This is a genomic window from Xenorhabdus innexi (assembly GCF_002632485.1).
Taxonomy (GTDB): domain Bacteria; phylum Pseudomonadota; class Gammaproteobacteria; order Enterobacterales; family Enterobacteriaceae; genus Xenorhabdus; species Xenorhabdus innexi.
Genome location: NZ_NIBU01000004.1, coordinates 1 through 16,780 on the forward strand (window position 1 = coordinate 1; position 16,780 = coordinate 16,780).

Sequence of the window (16,780 nt, forward strand, 5' to 3'; positions counted from 1 at the left end):
GGGGCACAGGCCATTAACTTTTTGATGCAACTGGGCAATGGAGGTGATTTTCCCCGAGCTAAGTGCCGTAATAAGGCTAAGGATAAACACATGAGGTTCGATATTTCTCACGCGTTGAATAAATCCACATCGAAAGGCAATCTTTTTCAGAGAAGCTTCATTGAAGAATTACATTAACTGGTGTTTTATAGCGATAATCATCACAAGCTTCATCCGTGGTTTTGATTTATTGTTTGGCGACGATTATCAGATCATAAATGAGGCCTTTTTTCTATCTAAAAATAAACGGTTATTGCTTAAGATCCTGTCTATGTAAGCTGGATAATCAGCAGCAAGAGCGCATCAATCACCTTGCAGAATTAGACAAGCCTCACATTCAGGAACTCGCTCATACCAAGACTGAAATCGAGACTCTTTGGGCTGATGTTGCCGCTGGTCATCGCAAGCAGCGCATCAAGGCCACCTGTCCTATGAGTGATGAGAGGACGGTAGGTAAACACCGTCCTACTGGGTTTTATTGGTCTGTTCAATTTGGTTAATTTGTCGGTGGAATAACTGGTATTACTGGAATGGGTATTACAGGTATTACAGGTATTACAGGTATTACAGGTATTACTGGTATTACATTGTCATCTGTGGATGTTAGAGCACCTATAAAACTATGCGATAAGGTATTTGGAGTATTAGCATAAGTTAGCATTGGAGCTAAAGTCGCTGAACCTGCCAATATGCAAAGAAGAAGATATTTTTTCATAATTACTCTCCATATCTTTTACAACGTTATTATCACAAAAAGCGATAGTTTAATAACCTCATTTCCCTTCAGCAACAAGCGAATAATATTTAACAATTAGTTAACGCTTGAAACTAAAACTAATATTTCTTTACCAATTCCCTTGAGTGGTTAAAGCGATAACCCCTGCCATCAATTCTCGGATGTGGTGGCGAATGAGCAACTGTCTTTCACTTTAAACAGTGTGGAGTGATTCGTCCCACAGTTTATTTGTTTTTACCATTGCATTATGGCCATCAATGCATTTTGTCCAGCCAAGAACAGAGATTCAGCAGGCGATGAGAGAGCTACATCGTGCCAGAGAATCACGCATCAGAGATATAGCAGAATCATAATGATATTCCATAATACCTAAATTCCAATGGCAGGCAGAATTGAGATGGGTTACAGTCTCGATTTCCGAAAAAGAGTCCTGACATACAAAGACAAACATTCGCTGACATTCGAGCGAACCAGCGCCCACTTGCTGACAGACACCAAGCTCAAAAGCCTCAAACTGCCTCTTTGAGAGATTGTGACTCTTTTCACGCTTTACTCCAGATAAAGAGAAAACTAGGAAATTTTCCTAGTTTATCTAAGACGATAGCTCAAGCTAATTTTTAACTCCTTTCTTAGAATCTCAGTAATAACAATACTTACGAAAAATTCGCGTTTTAGCGAGCCGCCTTTTTGATTTCCACCTGCATTAAAAAGGTCTTATTTGTCGTGGTTATCTGAGGATTTCATATGATTAAAATTCTGGAACAAGTTCGCCAACCGACGTTGGATCTTCCAGTCGATGTACGCCGTAAGATGTGGTTTAAGCCTTTTATGCAATCATATCTGGTGGTTTTTATTGGCTATATGGCTATGTATCTGGTGCGCAAGAATTTCAATATTGCCCAGAACGATATGGTTTCCACTTATGGCTTGTCAATGACGCAGCTTGGGTTGATAGGGCTGGGATTCTCTATCACTTATGGTGTAGGCAAAACGTTAGTTGCATATTATGCAGATGGAAAAAATACTAAACAATTTCTCCCATTTATGCTGATTTTATCCGGTCTGGCTATGCTCGGTTTTAGTATGAGTATGGGCAGTTCTGGTATTAGTATTTTCTTGATGGTGGCATTTTATGCATTGAGTGGTTTTTTCCAAAGTATTGGTGGGCCTGCAAGCTATTCCACTATTACCAAATGGACTCCGCGCAGTAAACGAGGCACCTATCTTGGGCTTTGGAATATGTCACATAATGTTGGTGGCGCAGGTGCGGCAGGGGTTGCTTTGTTTGGTTCCTATTACTTCTTTGATGGCCATGTCATCGGGATGTTTATTTTCCCTTCCATCATTGCCCTGATCATTGGCTTTATCGGTTTACGTTATGGAAGCGATTCACCTGAAAGTTACGGTCTGGGTAAAGCGGAAGAGTTATTTGGTGAGGATATCAGCGAGGAAGATATTGCGGCAGAAGAAAAACAAATGACCAAGTGGGAGATCTTTGTTGAGTACATCCTGAAAAACAAAGTGATCTGGCTTCTTTGTTTTGCCAATATTTTTCTCTATATCGTGCGGATTGGCATCGATCAGTGGTCAACAGTATATGCATATCAGGAATTAGGGCATTCAAAAGAAACGGCTATTTCTGGCTTTACTATGTTTGAAGTTGGGGCGTTAGTCGGAACGCTGATGTGGGGATATTTGTCGGATTTAGCAAATGGCCGCCGTGCTCTCGTTGCCTGTGTTTCACTCGGCCTGATTATTGTTAGTCTTGAATTTTACCAACATGCAACCAGCGAGTTTATGTATTTAGGCTCTTTGTTTGTACTCGGATTTTTGGTATTTGGGCCGCAATTATTGATTGGTGTAGCAGCTGTTGGTTTTGTACCGAAAAAAGCGATCAGTGTTGCGGATGGTGTTAAAGGTACATTTGCTTATTTAATCGGTGACAGCTTTGCTAAATTAGGTTTGGGTATGATTGCCGATGGAGTGCCTATTTTTGGGTTAACAGGCTGGAAAGGCACTTTTGTTGCACTTGATACTTCTGCCGTTATCTGTATTACATTACTTGCATTTGTTGCGATTGCTGAAGAGAGGAAAATCCGCAGCAATAGGAATAACAATAGGAATAAATAGTAACACCTTGTTAAACATCATTCTGGCGCTACTGTTTTATACGCAGTAGCGTCTTTGAAAGAAGCGCCTCGTTTTCAGTCTATTGCACAGCTATATTAATGAGAGTAATTTATACAGGTTTCCTGATCTGGCAAGAAATAACGATGATTAAAATAGCATTAGTCGATGACCACGTGGTAGTACGTTCTGGTTTTGCTCAATTATTAAGCTTAGAGCCTGATATTGAGGTTGTCGGTGAGTTCAGTTCATGTGCTGAAGCAAGGTATGGGCTACCCGGTTCAGGGGCAATGGTCTGTATCCTTGATATCTCAATGGCCGATGAAAGCGGGTTATCTTTGTTGCAGGATATTCCTTCCGGCATTAGTTGTATTATGTTGAGTGTCCACGATTCAGCCAATATGGTGGAAAAAGCCCTGAAATCGGGAGCCCGTGGTTATCTCACTAAGCGCTGTAGCCCGGATGAATTAGTACAGGCAGTACGTATTGTAGTGAATAATGGCTTTTATTTTTCACCGGATATTGTGCCTAAACTGACATCATCAAAAAGTAATCCAGCATCTTTGGATCACTTAACGAAAAGAGAGAGGCAAATCGCGGAAATGCTTGCCACAGGAATGGATGTAAAAGCAGTAGCAGCTGAATTAGGGCTGAGTCATAAAACAATCCATGTTCATCGGGCTAATGCGATAAGTAAATTGGGCGTGACAAATAACGTGGGCTTAGCTAATTATTTCGCCTCTAGTGATCTCTAATGTATCGATACCTGATCAACTCTTTTTGCGGTGGGTTACTGTTTTCTTGCTGGTGGTTCTGTTTGTGGGTAATAGCTTATTACTTTGTCAATGACTTAGAGTTGGCTATCTTGTTTTTTCCATTTGCGCTGCGCCTTGGCATTGCTTTACATCTCCCTCAAAAATATTGGCCGACATTATATGGTACAGAGTGGTTGCTCACGATTGGTCTGGCCTTACTAATGAAGCAGCCTCAGTGGCTGACTGTATTAACTGCCAGTATAGCAAGCCTTCCCATAGTCTGGGTTGCCTGTCGTTATTATCGGGGTAATCAGTGGCAACGATTGGCTGTTATGGCTCTTGTCATTATTGTCACTGCAATTATTAATGTGATATCCGTCATCAATCATAACCCGGCTTTAACCATTGCACTTTTGGTTAGTCTGACCGGCGGGGTGATGCTGGTTCCTTTGTGTTACTTGGTTTGGCACTATCTATTTCAGAATATCTGGTTACCGATGACTGCCAATGTTATTGCATATCAAATTCACTTCAATCTGAAACAAGTCATTTTTTACAGTCTGCTATTTATATTGAATATTTTTCTTCAGATCTGGATACCCAACGAACTGCGCTATTTTGCACCATTCTGTCTTGCTATTCCGATTATGTTATTGGCTTTTCGCTATGGCTGGCAGGGAGCATTGCTTGGCACTTTACTGAATAGTGTTGCTTTAATTGCTGCGCGTAGCGGTGTTTCCAATATGGAAATTACGGATTTGTTGTTATCCCTTCTGACTCAGACTCTGACAGGAATTATACTTGGAATGGCTGTACAGCGTCAGCGTGAACTGAATATGCAGTTAAAGAGGGAGCTATCCCGTAATCACAGTCTATCGCGTCAGTTAGTGAAAGCAGAAGAATCAGTTCGGCGGGAAATTGCCCGGGAGTTACACGACGAAATAGGTCAGAATATTACAGCAATCCGGACACAGGCTAATATTATTCAACGCGTTGAGGCAACGCCGATGGTTATTAATTGTGCCAAAACGATCGAAGTCTTATCCTTGAATGTTTATGATACCACCAAAATGTTATTGACCAGACTCAGGCCTAAAGTACTGGACGATTTTGGCCTTAAGGAAGCAATTGAACAGTTATTACGGGATATGGAGTTTGAAGCTCACGGTATATCAGTAGAAATTAATTGGGAGATTGATTCCGATGCTGTTATTGAGCAGTTAAGTGATGCAACGAAAGCCACATTATATCGCCTTTGTCAGGAAGCATTGAATAACGCATTAAAGTATTCTCAGGCTGATTATATTAAAGTCCATTTTTCCATTAAGGAAATGATCCGTTTATTGATCAAAGACAATGGTATTGGTTGTAAAGCTGAAGATCATATGAAAGGATTTGGCTTACGTGGTATGCGTGAGCGTGTACAGGCTCTCGGTGGTAAGTTTTCAATTCATAGTGAGTATAGAGAGAAGCAGCAAAATGAATTTAAACGTTCTGGTACGGATTTATCGATCATTTTGCCTAAACTTTAAGAAATGGTTATGACAGTTTTTTCTCAGCCTAAACGAATCAATCAAAATAATCTGTCTGCTGTAGAAATCAGAGAGCAATATCGTTATTGGCGTTTGCACATAATGTTGAGCTTGTATGTGGGTTATGCGCTATTTTATTTCACCCGCAAAAATTTTAATTATGCAATGCCAGCACTGATTAGTGATCTGGGTCTTGATAAAGGTGAAATTGGGCTGATTGGTACGTTATTTTATATTACCTATGGCTGCTCGAAATTTATCTCCGGTATTCTTTCTGATCGTTCTAATCCTCGTTATTTCATGGGAATTGGGCTTATTGCGACGGGTATCATTAATATTTTCTTTGGTCTCTCCAGCTCTATTGTCATGTTTACCTGCTTATGGGTACTGAATGCCTGGTTTCAGGGGTGGGCTTCTCCTTCATGTATTAAATTACTCACTACATGGTATTCTCGTTCGGAGCGTGGTTTTTGGTGGTCGCTATGGAATACATCTCATCATATTGGGAGTGCACTAGTTGCACTCTTTGTCGGTTTTGTTACGTGGCATTTTAGCTGGCGAGAAGGTTTCATTGTGCCCGGCTGTCTTGGGATTTTAGGCGGAATACTGTTGTGCTGGCGATTACGTGATAAACCGGCTTCAATGGGATTGCCAACTATTGGTCAGTATCGAAATGATTTTTTGGAAAAAAAACATGAAAATCAAGGGAAGGGATTAAGTACCAAAGAAATATTAAGGGATTATGTTTTCAGGAATAAATATATCTGGTTACTTTCCTGTAGTTATGTACTGGTTTACATTGTACGCACGGTTATCAACGATTGGGGAAACCTTTATCTGACTGAATATCATCATTATGATTTGGTAAGTGCAAACTTTGTTGTGTCGCTTTTTGAAGTCGGAGGGCTTGTGGGATCTCTGGTTGCGGGCTGGGGTTCTGACAAGTTATTTGGTGGTAACCGAGGACCTATCAATTTAATATTTTCAATTGGGATTTTCTTATCTGTGGCTGCGCTATGGTTGATGCCTGTAACCGATTTAGTATTTCAATCACTGGGGTTTTTTTCTATAGGTTTTTTCATTTTTGGCCCCCAGTTACTGATTGGTATGGCAGCGGCGGAATGCTCGCATAAAGACTCAGCCGGAGCAGCAACGGGATTTGTCGGTCTTTTCGCCTATACAGGAGCCGCTCTCGGGGGCTACCCTTTTGCAATTATCTTAGAGAATTACCACTGGACAGGGTTGTTTATTACGATCTCTGTGTGTGCTGTCATGATTGGTTTATTATTGCTGCCTTTTTTACAGACTCAGTTTTCTCAGCAAAAGGAGCAGAATTAACTGCTTTCACTATGATCTGATATCTGCCGGTTAAGCCACTCTTCTCTGGTTAACTCCCATAATTCACAATCATGCGTACCTGATACGTATTCTTTTTGCCCGGTTCTGATGACTTTCATACCTTCAGCTAATGAAATTTTTCTCGATTTTTCATTGACTTTAGCTTTGGCTACCCTGAGTGCAGTCTGACCTAACTCATTAAACCAATAGCTTGTGACTCTTTCACAGGCTTCGCGCATTAACCCGCAACCGTGGTATTCCTGAGCGAGCCAGAAACCGCGGTTATTATCCTGTTTATTATACAGCCCGATGATGCCAATGAGTTCATCAGGATTGGTTTTTAGTCTGAGTGACCAAATATAGACTTCTTGGTTCTGCATTGCAGGTATGGCAACGTTATTGACAAAAAATTCTCCGCCATTATCGGGATATGGCCAGGGTACGGCGTTTCTGTCTAAATATTTTACGATGTCCCAATGAGGAAACTTTTGCTGAATGTGAGCAGCATCGGTATTAGCCAATTTTTTTAATAAGAGGCGGTTAGTTTCCAAATCTTCAAATGGCATGTTTTCGATCACTTAATCAAGTGTTAATTTATTGTGAAAAGCATAATGAGCTTTAGTATTGGGATAGTCAATCTGAAGTTTTATAAAAACATGCTAAACCGAAACATGGTATAGTGCACCTCTGATTTATTCTTTATCTCATCGGAATGTTATGTCTTATCAATGTCCTTTATGTCATTTTCCATTACAGTTTTCCCACCATCAATGGCGTTGTGCAAGTAACCATCAATTTGACTGTGCAAAAGAAGGTTATGTGAATTTATTACCGGTTCAGCATAAACGTTCAAAAGAGCCGGGTGATAGTGCTGAGATGATGCAGGCAAGAAGGGCGTTTTTACAGGCAGGCCATTATCAGCCTTTACAGCAAAAAGTTATTGGACTGTTTGAACGTTTTTTACCCGAAAAGGCCGGGATGTTGCTGGATATTGGTTGTGGAGAAGGTTATTACACTGCTGCGGTACAAAAGGCGTTGAACCTAAAGCAGCCTGTAACAGTGTATGGTTTGGATGTGGCAAAAATTGCTGTCCGCTATGGAGCCAAACGTTATCCAGATGTTCATTTTTGTGTGGCTTCCAGTCATCGGTTACCGTTTGGAGATGCTTCTCTTGATGGTATTTTGCGGATTTATGCTCCCTGTAAAGCGGCTGAGTTATTTCGGGTGGTAAAATCAGGGGGGATTGTCCTAACTGTGACGCCCGGCCCACGTCATTTGTATCAGCTGAAGGAATTGATTTATCAGGATGTCCATTTACATCCTGAAAATACCGAGCAGTTGGAAGGATACGAATTGGTGACGGAAGAGACGCTGGCTTATGAAATGCAGCTTGATGGCAAACAGGCTTATAATTTATTACAGATGACTCCATTTGCCTGGAAAGCGTCAGAGGATGCTAAAAGCCGTTTGGTGGTTCAGGAATTATTTAATTGTGAAGCTGATTTCACGTTAAAGGTTTACCGCCATATTTAATTTTTGGCGGCCCATTCCCCGCTATTTATGGCGGGGAACTCATTTATATTATCAATAACATCAGGCATACATAAATAATTTGAGATGTTCAAATAATATATTGAAACCAATAGCAATTAACACTAATCCACCAATAAATTCTGCCCGTTTACCTAATAATGTTCCGATATAACGCCCGATAAGCATTCCCAAAGTCGCCATGATCATCGTCATTAGCCCGATAGTCATCGCTGTGGGCAATATATCAATTTGTAAAAAAGCGAGTCCAATACCAATTGCCATTGCATCCAGACTGGTTGCAATAGCTGTAAATATTAATGTTAATGAGCCATGACGGCACGGAGTAGTGGATTCTATAGTGGCTTCAGAGGGCCGTTTGAAACTTTCTCTCATCATCCGACAGCCAAGAATAAATAATAGCGTGAATGCCACCCAATGATCCCACTCCATAATATACTGGCTGGCATAAACTCCCAGAGCCCAGCCTATTAAAGGTGTACAGGCTTCAACAACACCAAAGATAAGGCCAGTGCGAATTGCTTCACGTAAATGAGGACGGTGCAGGGCTGCTCCTTTACTTACTGCGGCAGCAAACGCATCCATAGAGAGGGCTAGCGCAAGAATGAGTGTTGCATAGAAATTCATTAAAATAGCCTCGGCTGGGTAGTTCCATATACATATAAATCACCCCCAACCAATGGTGATATATATGTCTATGGTCTTGCCAACCGATTCGGCATTCGTACCACGTTTTATTAAAACGAGCATGTTGATACGAATTTTCCAGAGATATTCTGGAACAGGCTACTCCCCAATGACTGGGACGGAAGATAACATATTTAGCCTGAAAGGCAAAAAATATTTTGTAATACTCCAAATAATTAGTTGATAACAATTATCATTATCTACTTCGTGCTGAAAAATAAGGCCGATGTTATCTTACAGCCTTATTTAATATAAGAAGGGAGGCTATTTATTATTCAGTAGAAATTTATAAATTTTTTCAAGGTCATCTAATTTTGTTACAGAAATATATATTTTGTTGACCTCACAATCTATCATCAGGATGCCGTCTTCAGATAAGTTCATCGCTTTAATTTGTGCATAATTAAAGAAACGGTTGGAATAATAAAAACCTTCTTTTTTAAAGATAAGTTTAGGTGAGCGGATATAACCAAGGTATATTGTCATCAAGATGACAAATGATGATAAATAAGTTGTCAGAGATGCACTCAGTGAGGTCATATTATTGTAAATAACAATAATAATTAAAATGATAAATATTAAAGCGTCTACCCGATGTTTTCTTTTTAATTTTATGCTTAGCAGCGTCTTACCTTTGAGGCTATTGATAATAAATTCATCATAGATAGCAAAGGCGATCATTAATAAGATTAAAACTATCAATATGATATCATTCAGATTCATTTTTACTCCTGAATTCTCCTAAGCTGTTCTTATAATCTATTATTATAAATGGGAGAGGGAATTCATCCTCTCCCATATAGTCAGCTAGCCAATTAATTTTTGGAAAAACTACTTTGCTTTACCAAGGAAGCCAAAGTAATAACCAATAATACCGAGAACAAAAAAGCCAATAATGATCCAAAGAGGGTTTACTTTTTTCCGTAATAACCACATACAGCCGAATGTCAGCAGTAGGGGAGCAATACCGGGTAGCAACTGGTCGAGAATAGTCTGAACGGTTGATACTTTCATTTCGCCCGTTGTAGGATCAGGTAGTTCGGAAACAACAAGCGGAATATTGACTTTTGTCCAGCTAGTGACCAAGGCTCCCATTACAAATAATCCCAGAATTGAAGCACCTTCTGTTATTTTTTGCAGGAACCCACCCCCCATATCTTTAACAATATCCATCCCTTTTCTGTAACCATAGGAGACACCATAATAACGAACTAACAGACGCACCAGATTAAACAGGAAGAAGAATAAGACTGGCCCCATCCAGTTACCGGTTACGGCCATACCAGCGCCAAGGGCGGCAAAAACAGGGCGTACAGTACCCCAGAATATTGGATCACCAACACCGGCTAATGGTCCCATCAGGCCGACTTTAACTCCGTTGATTGCACCGGCATCGATATCAGCACCGTTAGCTTTTTGCTCTTCCATTGCCAGAGTAACACCCAGAATAGGCGCTGCGACATAAGGATGAGTGTTGAAGAATTCTAAATGCCGTTTGATAGCCAGCTTACGCTCTTCGGTATTCTCCGGATAAAGGCGTCGGATAGCGGGCACCATTGAGAAACAGAAACCCAGAGCCTGCATACGTTCAAAGTTCCACGAACCCTGAAATAGATTAGAACGCAGGAAGACAGCACCGATATCGCTTTTTGTCAGTTTTTTCTGACCTATGTTTGTTGTATCTGACATGTCTTTCATCCTCTTAATCTAATTCGTTATCAAGGTTATTCGGAGTATTACCGGCAGGAGCGGCTGCCTGAGATTGGTTGTATTTAGGGCTGAGCTGTATATATAGGACAGCCATAACAGCGCCGATGATACCGAGTATAACGAGGTTATGAACATATGCCGCGACGACAAAACCCAGATAGAAGAATGGCATCAGGTGACCGGCACGCATCATATTAATCACCATCGCGTAACCTACGACAACTATCATGCCGCCAGCGATATCGAGACCTGTGGTGACAACTTCCGGAATAGAATTCAGCATGTATTGCACTTCAGAGGTACCGACTGACAGCGCTACAACCAATGCGGGTAAGGCAATACGCATTGCCTGTAGCAAAAGGGCAGAAATGTGAAGCACTGTAATAGCCCGGAGATTACCATTTTCAGCCGCTTTATCTGCTGCATGCTGGAAACCAACGGTCAGAGTACGGACGATGATAGTGAGAACCTGCCCAGCGGCCGCCAGTGGGATCGCCAGCGCAATACCGGCACCAACTTCCTGACCACCAGCAATAACCAGAATGGTGGAAATAATGGATGCCAAAGCTGCATCAGGAGCGATTGCCGCCCCGATATTCATCCAGCCGAGAGCGATTAACTCCAGTGTGCCACCAATGATAATGCCTTTTGTGACATCACCAAGAATCAGACCGATTAATGTACAGGCAATTAATGGGCGATGAAACTGAAACTCATCAAGAATGGAGCCCATACCTGCGATACAGGCAACGAGGAATATCAAGAAAATTTGAACAACGGTAATTTCCATTGTTTTCTCCTGTAACCAAATATAATTTGGTAAGAATTTTGTTATTGAGTAATAGTGAGTAAAAAAATATCTTTATTCTTTAAACTTTTTTAAGTAAATCCATCATATTTAAACGTGTATCACTAGAGACTTTACGTGCTTCAAGTTCTATACCAAGCGAATTCAGTTTTTCAAAAGCAGTAATATCCGTTGCATCAACAGAGATGGCGTTATTAATTTGGGTTTTACCCTGACGGAAAGCCATACCACCAATATTGACAGACTCAAGCGAAACTCCGCCTTCTACAATACGCAGCACATCGGTAGGATTAGTGAATAACAACATAACGCGTTCATCGGTATATTTGGGATTGTTGTAAACACGGATGCATTTCGCAACATCAACCACATGAGCACTAACGCCGGGAGGTGCAACTTGTTTTAACAGAGTAGAACGTACAGTATCCTGAGCAACTTCATCACTGACGACGATGATACGTTTTACATTAGTTTCTTTTGTCCAGCGGGTTGCAACCTGACCATGAATAAGACGGTCATCAATACGTGCCAGTGCTATTTTCATATGACCGCCCGTAACCGGAGTGCTGACCTGAGGTGCAACGGAAACCTCTGGTTTGGCTGGTTCAGGTTTACTGGCTTCTTCTTCCGGCTCTGTTTTAAGAGTACGAATGCCTTCTCTTCCTGTTTCTAAGGCAACAGCAACTAATTCTTTCATCGATGGGTCATCATCACGGCACATGAAGGCTTCAACCAGCATGGGTACATTTACACCAGTAATGATTTCGTAATCCTCTTTGTCTACAGCAATCCGGTTTGCTGCGTTAAACGGGCTACCACCCCAGGTATCAACAAAAAACAGGACTCCTTGCGTTGTATCAAGTGATTCCAGTTTCTTATTGTATTTCTCGAATAACGTATCGGCATTTTCACCGGGCACGAAGTCAATATAAGAAACGTTTTCTTGTTCCCCAATCAACATCTCTGTGGTGCGTAGCAATTGCTCTGCCGCTGCCCCGTGGGTGCCAATCATAATGGCTATACTCACTTATTTTCCCCCTTTCTGTAACAATCGAACTCGGATTTATTGCAAGCTTATGCTCAATACTTCCAACCTGTTTTACTACCGATTAATAAACATAATAGTTCTATTAACAAACATGATAGTTACAAACATTATGTTTTATTGAGGATCCATCCCAATTATTTCATTTCTTATGGTCTATATTTTGTTACATAAGAAAATATGTCATTAGATTATCATTGGAATCATTCAAGAAAATTGCTATCAGTCAGAAAAATTAATTCAAACTGTTTTGACAGGTAAAAACGATACTTGGTTTTTATATTTGGCAAATAAAAAGAAGATGTATCTATTATTTTTAATTTTATGGATTTTTAATCTGTTTCCGGTAACATTTTGTTAATCTTTAAATAAAAAGAAAGTGATGTTTTAGATTGAAAAGAGGAAAAACGTACTTAATTGATCCGTTTCAGCCAAAAAAAATCCCTACTGTATAGCAGGGATTTTTTCCGGATAAGACAAATATGAACTTGAAAAAGGTTAGATATTTTCCTTATGTCGTATTGATAAATAACCGATTTGATTAGTCACACTGTACTTTTATGGCCAGACCACCACGTGATGTTTCACGATATTTGGCATTCATGTCTTTACCTGTTTCGTACATAGTTTCAATGACCTTATCAAGTGAAACTCGTGGTTCACTGGTGCGGCGTAATGCCATACGAGCAGCATTGATCGCTTTGACTGAAGCGATTGCATTACGTTCGATACATGGAACCTGTACTTGTCCCGCTACCGGGTCACAAGTTAAACCAAGGTTGTGTTCCATGCCGATCTCAGCGGCAATGCACACTTGCTCAGGGCTGGCACCGAGCAATTCAGCAATACCCGCTGCTGCCATTGAACAGGCAACCCCAACTTCTCCCTGACAGCCAACTTCTGCACCAGAGATAGATGCATTCATCTTATACAGAATACCGATTGCACCTGAAGCAAGGAAGTAACGTGTGTACAGCTCAGGCGTGACTGGTTCGATACAGTGGTTGTAATAAGCCAGTACTGCCGGAACGATCCCACATGCGCCATTGGTTGGTGCTGTGACAACACGGCCTCCAGCAGCATTTTCTTCATTGACTGCTAAAGCGAACATGTTGATCAGATCAACAACGTTCATCGGATCATTAGAAAGCTTATTTGATGATGTCAGCATACGATGCAGAGCTGCCGCACGGCGGGGTACACGCAGAGGGCCGGGTAAGACGCCTTCTGTATTCAGACCTCGTTCAATACAGGCCTGCATGGTATCCCATACATCTGCAAAGTATTCCGCAATTTCTTCTTTGCTATGTAGATCCAGCTCGTTTTTCATCATCAGGCCGGAAAGAGACAGGCCCGTTTTGCTGCAATTCATCAGCAATTCAGCAGCAGAGCTGAACGGATAAGAAACAGGTTTTGTATTCTGAGATGGCTTGCCGAAATGTTCTTCATCAACAATAAAACCACCACCGATAGAATAGTAGGTCTTACTGTAAACATTTTCGTCACCTGCAAATGCATGAATTTGCATGCCATTTTCATGTAATGAAAGGTTGTCGCTGCGGAAATTCATGCCTCCGTCGCGAGGAAAATCGACTATATGTAAACCATTTGCCAGCGGCAAACGTTGAGTTTGCTCAACATCACGAATAAAACCAGGGATTGAATCAATATCAACAGTTGCAGGCATATTACCGGCCAACCCCATGATAATGGCGATATCCGTATGATGACCTTTCCCGGTTAATGAAAGTGAGCCGTATACATCAACAGCTACACGCGTGATAGAGGACATAAGCCCCTGGTTTACAAGATCATCGACAAATTGTTTTCCTGCTTTCATAGGACCAACAGTATGAGAGCTGGATGGGCCGATACCCACCTTAAACATGTCGAAAACGCTAATCACGCCAGACTCCTTAAAGAAGAAAGAGATATAGTATATTTATAATAAAGCGCGTTACTTTACTGTTATTTAGTGGTGTTGATAAAGGAGTTTACAGTTTTTTTTTAATTATAATAGTTATTGGTATGATTTCGGACAATAAATGTGCAAATAATGTTTGTCCATAGTTATTTTTAGTGTAATTTTTGAACTTGCTGAGCCAGCCGATAAATAATCGCGGCAGTTAATCCCCAAATCATTTGCCCGCGATACCAATAAAAGTAGATCCGATGTTGGCGGTTATGCTTTTTAACATCCAAATACTGATAATTGGGAAGAGAGAGGGCATCAAAAAGCGGGATTTCGAAAAAATTGTCCACTTCAGTTGGATTGGCCTGAAAAGAGAAGGGAGGCGAAATCAATCCGACAACAGGGGTGACATGATACCCGCTGCTGCTTTCCATCGGGGCCAATTGCCCCAGAACCTGTACCTGATGATGCGGAATATTGACCTCTTCTTCAGCTTCACGTAGCGCGGTGGCAGCCAGTGAATGGTCTTCCGGGTCTGCCGCACCACCGGGAAAAGCAATCTGCCCTGCATGTGAACGCAGGTGCCGCGCTCGTTGGGTGAGTAAAAGTGTTGGCTCCGGCTTACCAATAATCGGCAGTAATACAGCTGCATTTCGCTGATTGTTGGCCGAGTGCCCGGGTTGTACAGGTAGTTGCAGTTGAAACCGATGAATAAAATCAGAAAGAGATGTCATGATATATGAAGTTCCCTTAATTTCGGCAAGATATGTGCAAGTTTATCAAATGTTTCCTGATACTCTTTTTCCGCAGTGCTGTCAGCAACAATACCACCACCCGCCCAACAGTACATTTTTCCTTTTTCTGTCAATAGAGTGCGTATAGTAATATTACTGTCCATTGTACCGCAGAAACTAATATAGCCGATAGCGCCACAGTATCCATGTCTGCGATGCGGTTCTAATTCTTCAATAATTTCCATAGCCCGGATTTTTGGCGCGCCAGTAATAGAACCTCCGGGGAAACAGGCTCGCAGTAAATCCGTTGCGTGATATTTATCCGGTAATGTTGCAGTAATAGTACTGACGAGGTGATGAACTGCCGGAAAAGGTTCAACAACGAATAATTCAGGGACTTTGACTGAGCCAGCCGCAGCCACACGCCCGATATCATTTCTGAGTAGATCAACGATCATCAGATTTTCAGCACGGTCTTTCCGCGAGTTGGCTAATTTTTCAGCCTGTAATCGATCTTTTTCCGGATCTTGTTCTCGTGGCAATGTACCTTTGATCGGTCGGGTCTGAATTTTATTCTCTTCCAGTAATAAAAATCGTTCGGGGGAGACACTGATAACGCAATTTTCAGGTAAACGAATGAAAGCTGAGAAAGGAGCACGATTAGATTCATTTAATTGCCTGAAAGCCTGCCATTCATCGCCCTGATAATCGGCGTGAAAACGTTGTGACAGATTAACCTGATAGCAATCGCCATTACGTAGATAACGGTGAATCTGAGCAATTTTTTCATGATATTGCTGTTCACTCATGTTGGACTGCCATGCACTGGTGAGGGCAAAATTTGTTTTACTGTGTTGGGAGTGTGCTTCCAGCCATGCCAAACGAGTATCAATATCGTGATAACTCAGTAAAGTTACTTTTTGCTGGTGGTGGTCAACGATAAGACACCAATCGTAGATCCCGATTGCCATGTCCGGGAAATTCAGTTCATTAATGGTTGTAGCGGGTAATTTTTCAGTCCATCGACCAAGATCATACCCCCATATTCCCAATGCTCCACCCTGAAATGGCAGGTCGGGATCAAATTGAGGGGTAATATTGCAGCCGTGAAGGTACTTTTTCAGTAAAAAAAAGGGATCTTCATGTGAATGGCAGACGGTATCATGGTTTTTGATCTCCGTAGAGTTTCCCTGTGTTACAAGAGTGATAACAGGCTCAGCGACAATAATATCGAAGCGATTATGTGAATGTTGAGCGGCTCCTGAGTGTAACAGCATTGCCCAGGGAGAAGTAGAAAGAGGCGCAAAATAGCTGGCAGCAAGATCAGGGGAATAAGGTAATTGGCGTTTTTGTAATGCAATCTTCATGGTGAACCCGTATTGGCAGGGCAATTCAAAAATAACTGATTAATTGGCGGAGATTATCATAGAATGGTACACCTGTTCACTTGCTGTCAGACAGTAACTTAAGATTGATTGTGTATATAATCACAATCATTACCACCAATTATTATTGTATATATGAGGGAAACTCTATGTTTTCAGGTATGCCAGCGCTGTCTCATGAAGAGCAGCAGGTTGCTGTAGAAAAGATCCATCAATTCATTTCGGAAGGGATGAGTAGTGGGGAAGCAATCGCTATTGTGGCTCAGGAACTACGGGAAAAACATCAGAATAAAGAGCAGATCCATGTTTTATTTGAGGATGACGTAAAATAGTGGCAACGCATTTTTAACAAAACTCACATAATTACCTTCTATTACATGTTAGTTTAACCTAACATTTAATCCACACTATTTGGATGGTA

General features: G+C 41.3%; 17 protein-coding genes, 2 pseudogenes and 1 riboswitch. Of the genes and pseudogenes, 9 read left to right on the top strand and 10 right to left on the bottom strand.

The window, feature by feature from the left end; genetic code table 11:
• Window positions 1–257: 257 nt before the first annotated feature.
• Window positions 258–539 carry a lysis system i-spanin subunit Rz gene (locus Xinn_RS02460; protein WP_099137597.1) on the top strand — a complete coding sequence of 94 codons (282 nt, stop codon included), beginning with the start codon at window positions 258–260 and terminating at the stop codon, window positions 537–539.
• Here Xinn_RS02460 and Xinn_RS22385 read toward each other — a convergent pair.
• Window positions 536–754, bottom strand: coding sequence for a hypothetical protein (locus Xinn_RS22385; protein WP_143706504.1), 219 nt, complete (start codon window positions 752–754; stop codon window positions 536–538). The genes Xinn_RS02460 and Xinn_RS22385 overlap by 4 nt on opposite strands.
• Window positions 755–1,026: 272 nt before the next feature.
• Here Xinn_RS22385 and Xinn_RS22610 point away from each other — a divergent pair.
• The 6 genes and pseudogenes from Xinn_RS22610 to uhpC form a co-directional block, all read left to right on the top strand.
• Window positions 1,027–1,113 (top strand): annotated as a pseudogene (locus Xinn_RS22610) (hypothetical protein); the annotation flags it as partial.
• Window positions 1,114–1,172: 59 nt separating this feature from the next.
• Window positions 1,173–1,256 (top strand): annotated as a pseudogene (locus Xinn_RS23375) (IS630 transposase-related protein); the annotation flags it as partial.
• Between the two features lie 263 nt (window positions 1,257–1,519).
• Entirely contained in the window at window positions 1,520–2,905 is a 1,386-nt protein-coding gene (uhpT, locus tag Xinn_RS02465) for a hexose-6-phosphate:phosphate antiporter (RefSeq protein ID WP_086953440.1), read from the top strand.
• A gap of 143 nt (window positions 2,906–3,048) precedes the next feature.
• Entirely contained in the window at window positions 3,049–3,657 is a 609-nt protein-coding gene (gene uhpA / locus Xinn_RS02470; protein WP_086956434.1) for a response regulator transcription factor UhpA, read from the top strand.
• Window positions 3,657–5,189, top strand: coding sequence for a signal transduction histidine-protein kinase/phosphatase UhpB (gene uhpB / locus Xinn_RS02475; RefSeq protein ID WP_086953439.1), 1,533 nt, complete (start codon window positions 3,657–3,659; stop codon window positions 5,187–5,189). Before uhpA ends, uhpB begins: the two co-directional genes overlap by 1 nt.
• Window positions 5,190–5,198: 9 nt before the next feature.
• Window positions 5,199–6,527: an MFS transporter family glucose-6-phosphate receptor UhpC gene (uhpC, locus tag Xinn_RS02480; protein WP_086953438.1), complete on the top strand. Its 1,329-nt coding sequence runs from the start codon at window positions 5,199–5,201 to the stop codon at window positions 6,525–6,527.
• Here the strand turns inward: uhpC and Xinn_RS02485 are convergent.
• Window positions 6,524–7,093, bottom strand: coding sequence for a GNAT family N-acetyltransferase (locus Xinn_RS02485; protein WP_086953437.1), 570 nt, complete (start codon window positions 7,091–7,093; stop codon window positions 6,524–6,526). The genes uhpC and Xinn_RS02485 overlap by 4 nt on opposite strands.
• A 151-nt stretch (window positions 7,094–7,244) precedes the next feature.
• Here Xinn_RS02485 and rlmA point away from each other — a divergent pair, with 151 nt between their 5' ends.
• Window positions 7,245–8,060, top strand: coding sequence for a 23S rRNA (guanine(745)-N(1))-methyltransferase (gene rlmA, locus Xinn_RS02490; protein ID WP_086953436.1), 816 nt, complete (start codon window positions 7,245–7,247; stop codon window positions 8,058–8,060).
• 60 nt (window positions 8,061–8,120) lie between these two features.
• Here rlmA and mntP read toward each other — a convergent pair whose 3' ends face one another.
• The 8 genes from mntP to pabB form a co-directional block, all read right to left on the bottom strand.
• On the bottom strand, window positions 8,121–8,705 hold the full coding sequence (gene mntP / locus Xinn_RS02495) for a manganese efflux pump MntP (protein WP_143706503.1): 585 nt from the start codon (window positions 8,703–8,705) through the stop codon (window positions 8,121–8,123).
• Window positions 8,706–8,711: 6 nt separating this feature from the next.
• Window positions 8,712–8,887: riboswitch (yybP-ykoY riboswitch) on the bottom strand.
• A 142-nt stretch (window positions 8,888–9,029) separates the two neighbouring features.
• The gene (locus Xinn_RS02500; RefSeq protein WP_086953434.1) at window positions 9,030–9,488 is read right to left on the bottom strand and encodes a DUF986 family protein; all 459 of its coding nucleotides are present in this window, start codon (window positions 9,486–9,488) and stop codon (window positions 9,030–9,032) included.
• Between the two features lie 108 nt (window positions 9,489–9,596).
• Complete coding sequence (locus Xinn_RS02505; protein WP_086953433.1) at window positions 9,597–10,454, bottom strand: PTS mannose transporter subunit IID; 858 nt, start codon at window positions 10,452–10,454, stop codon at window positions 9,597–9,599.
• Window positions 10,455–10,467: 13 nt separating this feature from the next.
• On the bottom strand, window positions 10,468–11,265 hold the full coding sequence (locus tag Xinn_RS02510; protein ID WP_086953432.1) for a PTS mannose/fructose/sorbose transporter subunit IIC: 798 nt from the start codon (window positions 11,263–11,265) through the stop codon (window positions 10,468–10,470).
• Between the two features lie 79 nt (window positions 11,266–11,344).
• On the bottom strand, window positions 11,345–12,310 hold the full coding sequence (manX, locus tag Xinn_RS02515) for a PTS mannose transporter subunit IIAB (protein WP_086953431.1): 966 nt from the start codon (window positions 12,308–12,310) through the stop codon (window positions 11,345–11,347).
• Window positions 12,311–12,869: 559 nt separating this feature from the next.
• Complete coding sequence (locus Xinn_RS02520) at window positions 12,870–14,234, bottom strand: L-serine ammonia-lyase (protein ID WP_086953430.1); 1,365 nt, start codon at window positions 14,232–14,234, stop codon at window positions 12,870–12,872.
• Between the two features lie 170 nt (window positions 14,235–14,404).
• Complete coding sequence (locus Xinn_RS02525) at window positions 14,405–14,974, bottom strand: CoA pyrophosphatase (protein WP_086953429.1); 570 nt, start codon at window positions 14,972–14,974, stop codon at window positions 14,405–14,407.
• Window positions 14,971–16,341, bottom strand: coding sequence for an aminodeoxychorismate synthase component 1 (pabB, locus tag Xinn_RS02530; RefSeq protein WP_086953428.1), 1,371 nt, complete (start codon window positions 16,339–16,341; stop codon window positions 14,971–14,973). Before pabB ends, Xinn_RS02525 begins: the two co-directional genes overlap by 4 nt.
• A 167-nt stretch (window positions 16,342–16,508) precedes the next feature.
• Here pabB and Xinn_RS02535 point away from each other — a divergent pair, with 167 nt between their 5' ends.
• The gene (locus Xinn_RS02535) at window positions 16,509–16,691 is read left to right on the top strand and encodes a YoaH family protein (protein ID WP_086953427.1); all 183 of its coding nucleotides are present in this window, start codon (window positions 16,509–16,511) and stop codon (window positions 16,689–16,691) included.
• Window positions 16,692–16,780: the final 89 nt, after the last annotated feature.

Coding starts and splice junctions, on each gene's coding strand:
- Xinn_RS02485 (WP_086953437.1), bottom strand. CDS start 7,093: ATGCCATTTGAAGATTTGGAAACTAACCGCCTCTTATTAAAAAAATTG.
- Xinn_RS02500 (WP_086953434.1), bottom strand. CDS start 9,488: ATGAATCTGAATGATATCATATTGATAGTTTTAATCTTATTAATGATC.
- Xinn_RS02525 (WP_086953429.1), bottom strand. CDS start 14,974: ATGACATCTCTTTCTGATTTTATTCATCGGTTTCAACTGCAACTACCT.
- uhpB (WP_086953439.1), top strand. CDS start 3,657: ATGTATCGATACCTGATCAACTCTTTTTGCGGTGGGTTACTGTTTTCT.
- Xinn_RS02460 (WP_099137597.1), top strand. CDS start 258: ATGAGGCCTTTTTTCTATCTAAAAATAAACGGTTATTGCTTAAGATCC.
- Xinn_RS02510 (WP_086953432.1), bottom strand. CDS start 11,265: ATGGAAATTACCGTTGTTCAAATTTTCTTGATATTCCTCGTTGCCTGT.
- mntP (WP_143706503.1), bottom strand. CDS start 8,705: ATGAATTTCTATGCAACACTCATTCTTGCGCTAGCCCTCTCTATGGAT.
- Xinn_RS02535 (WP_086953427.1), top strand. CDS start 16,509: ATGTTTTCAGGTATGCCAGCGCTGTCTCATGAAGAGCAGCAGGTTGCT.
- Xinn_RS22385 (WP_143706504.1), bottom strand. CDS start 754: ATGAAAAAATATCTTCTTCTTTGCATATTGGCAGGTTCAGCGACTTTA.
- uhpC (WP_086953438.1), top strand. CDS start 5,199: ATGACAGTTTTTTCTCAGCCTAAACGAATCAATCAAAATAATCTGTCT.
- pabB (WP_086953428.1), bottom strand. CDS start 16,341: ATGAAGATTGCATTACAAAAACGCCAATTACCTTATTCCCCTGATCTT.
- uhpT (WP_086953440.1), top strand. CDS start 1,520: ATGATTAAAATTCTGGAACAAGTTCGCCAACCGACGTTGGATCTTCCA.
- uhpA (WP_086956434.1), top strand. CDS start 3,049: ATGATTAAAATAGCATTAGTCGATGACCACGTGGTAGTACGTTCTGGT.
- rlmA (WP_086953436.1), top strand. CDS start 7,245: ATGTCTTATCAATGTCCTTTATGTCATTTTCCATTACAGTTTTCCCAC.
- Xinn_RS02505 (WP_086953433.1), bottom strand. CDS start 10,454: ATGTCAGATACAACAAACATAGGTCAGAAAAAACTGACAAAAAGCGAT.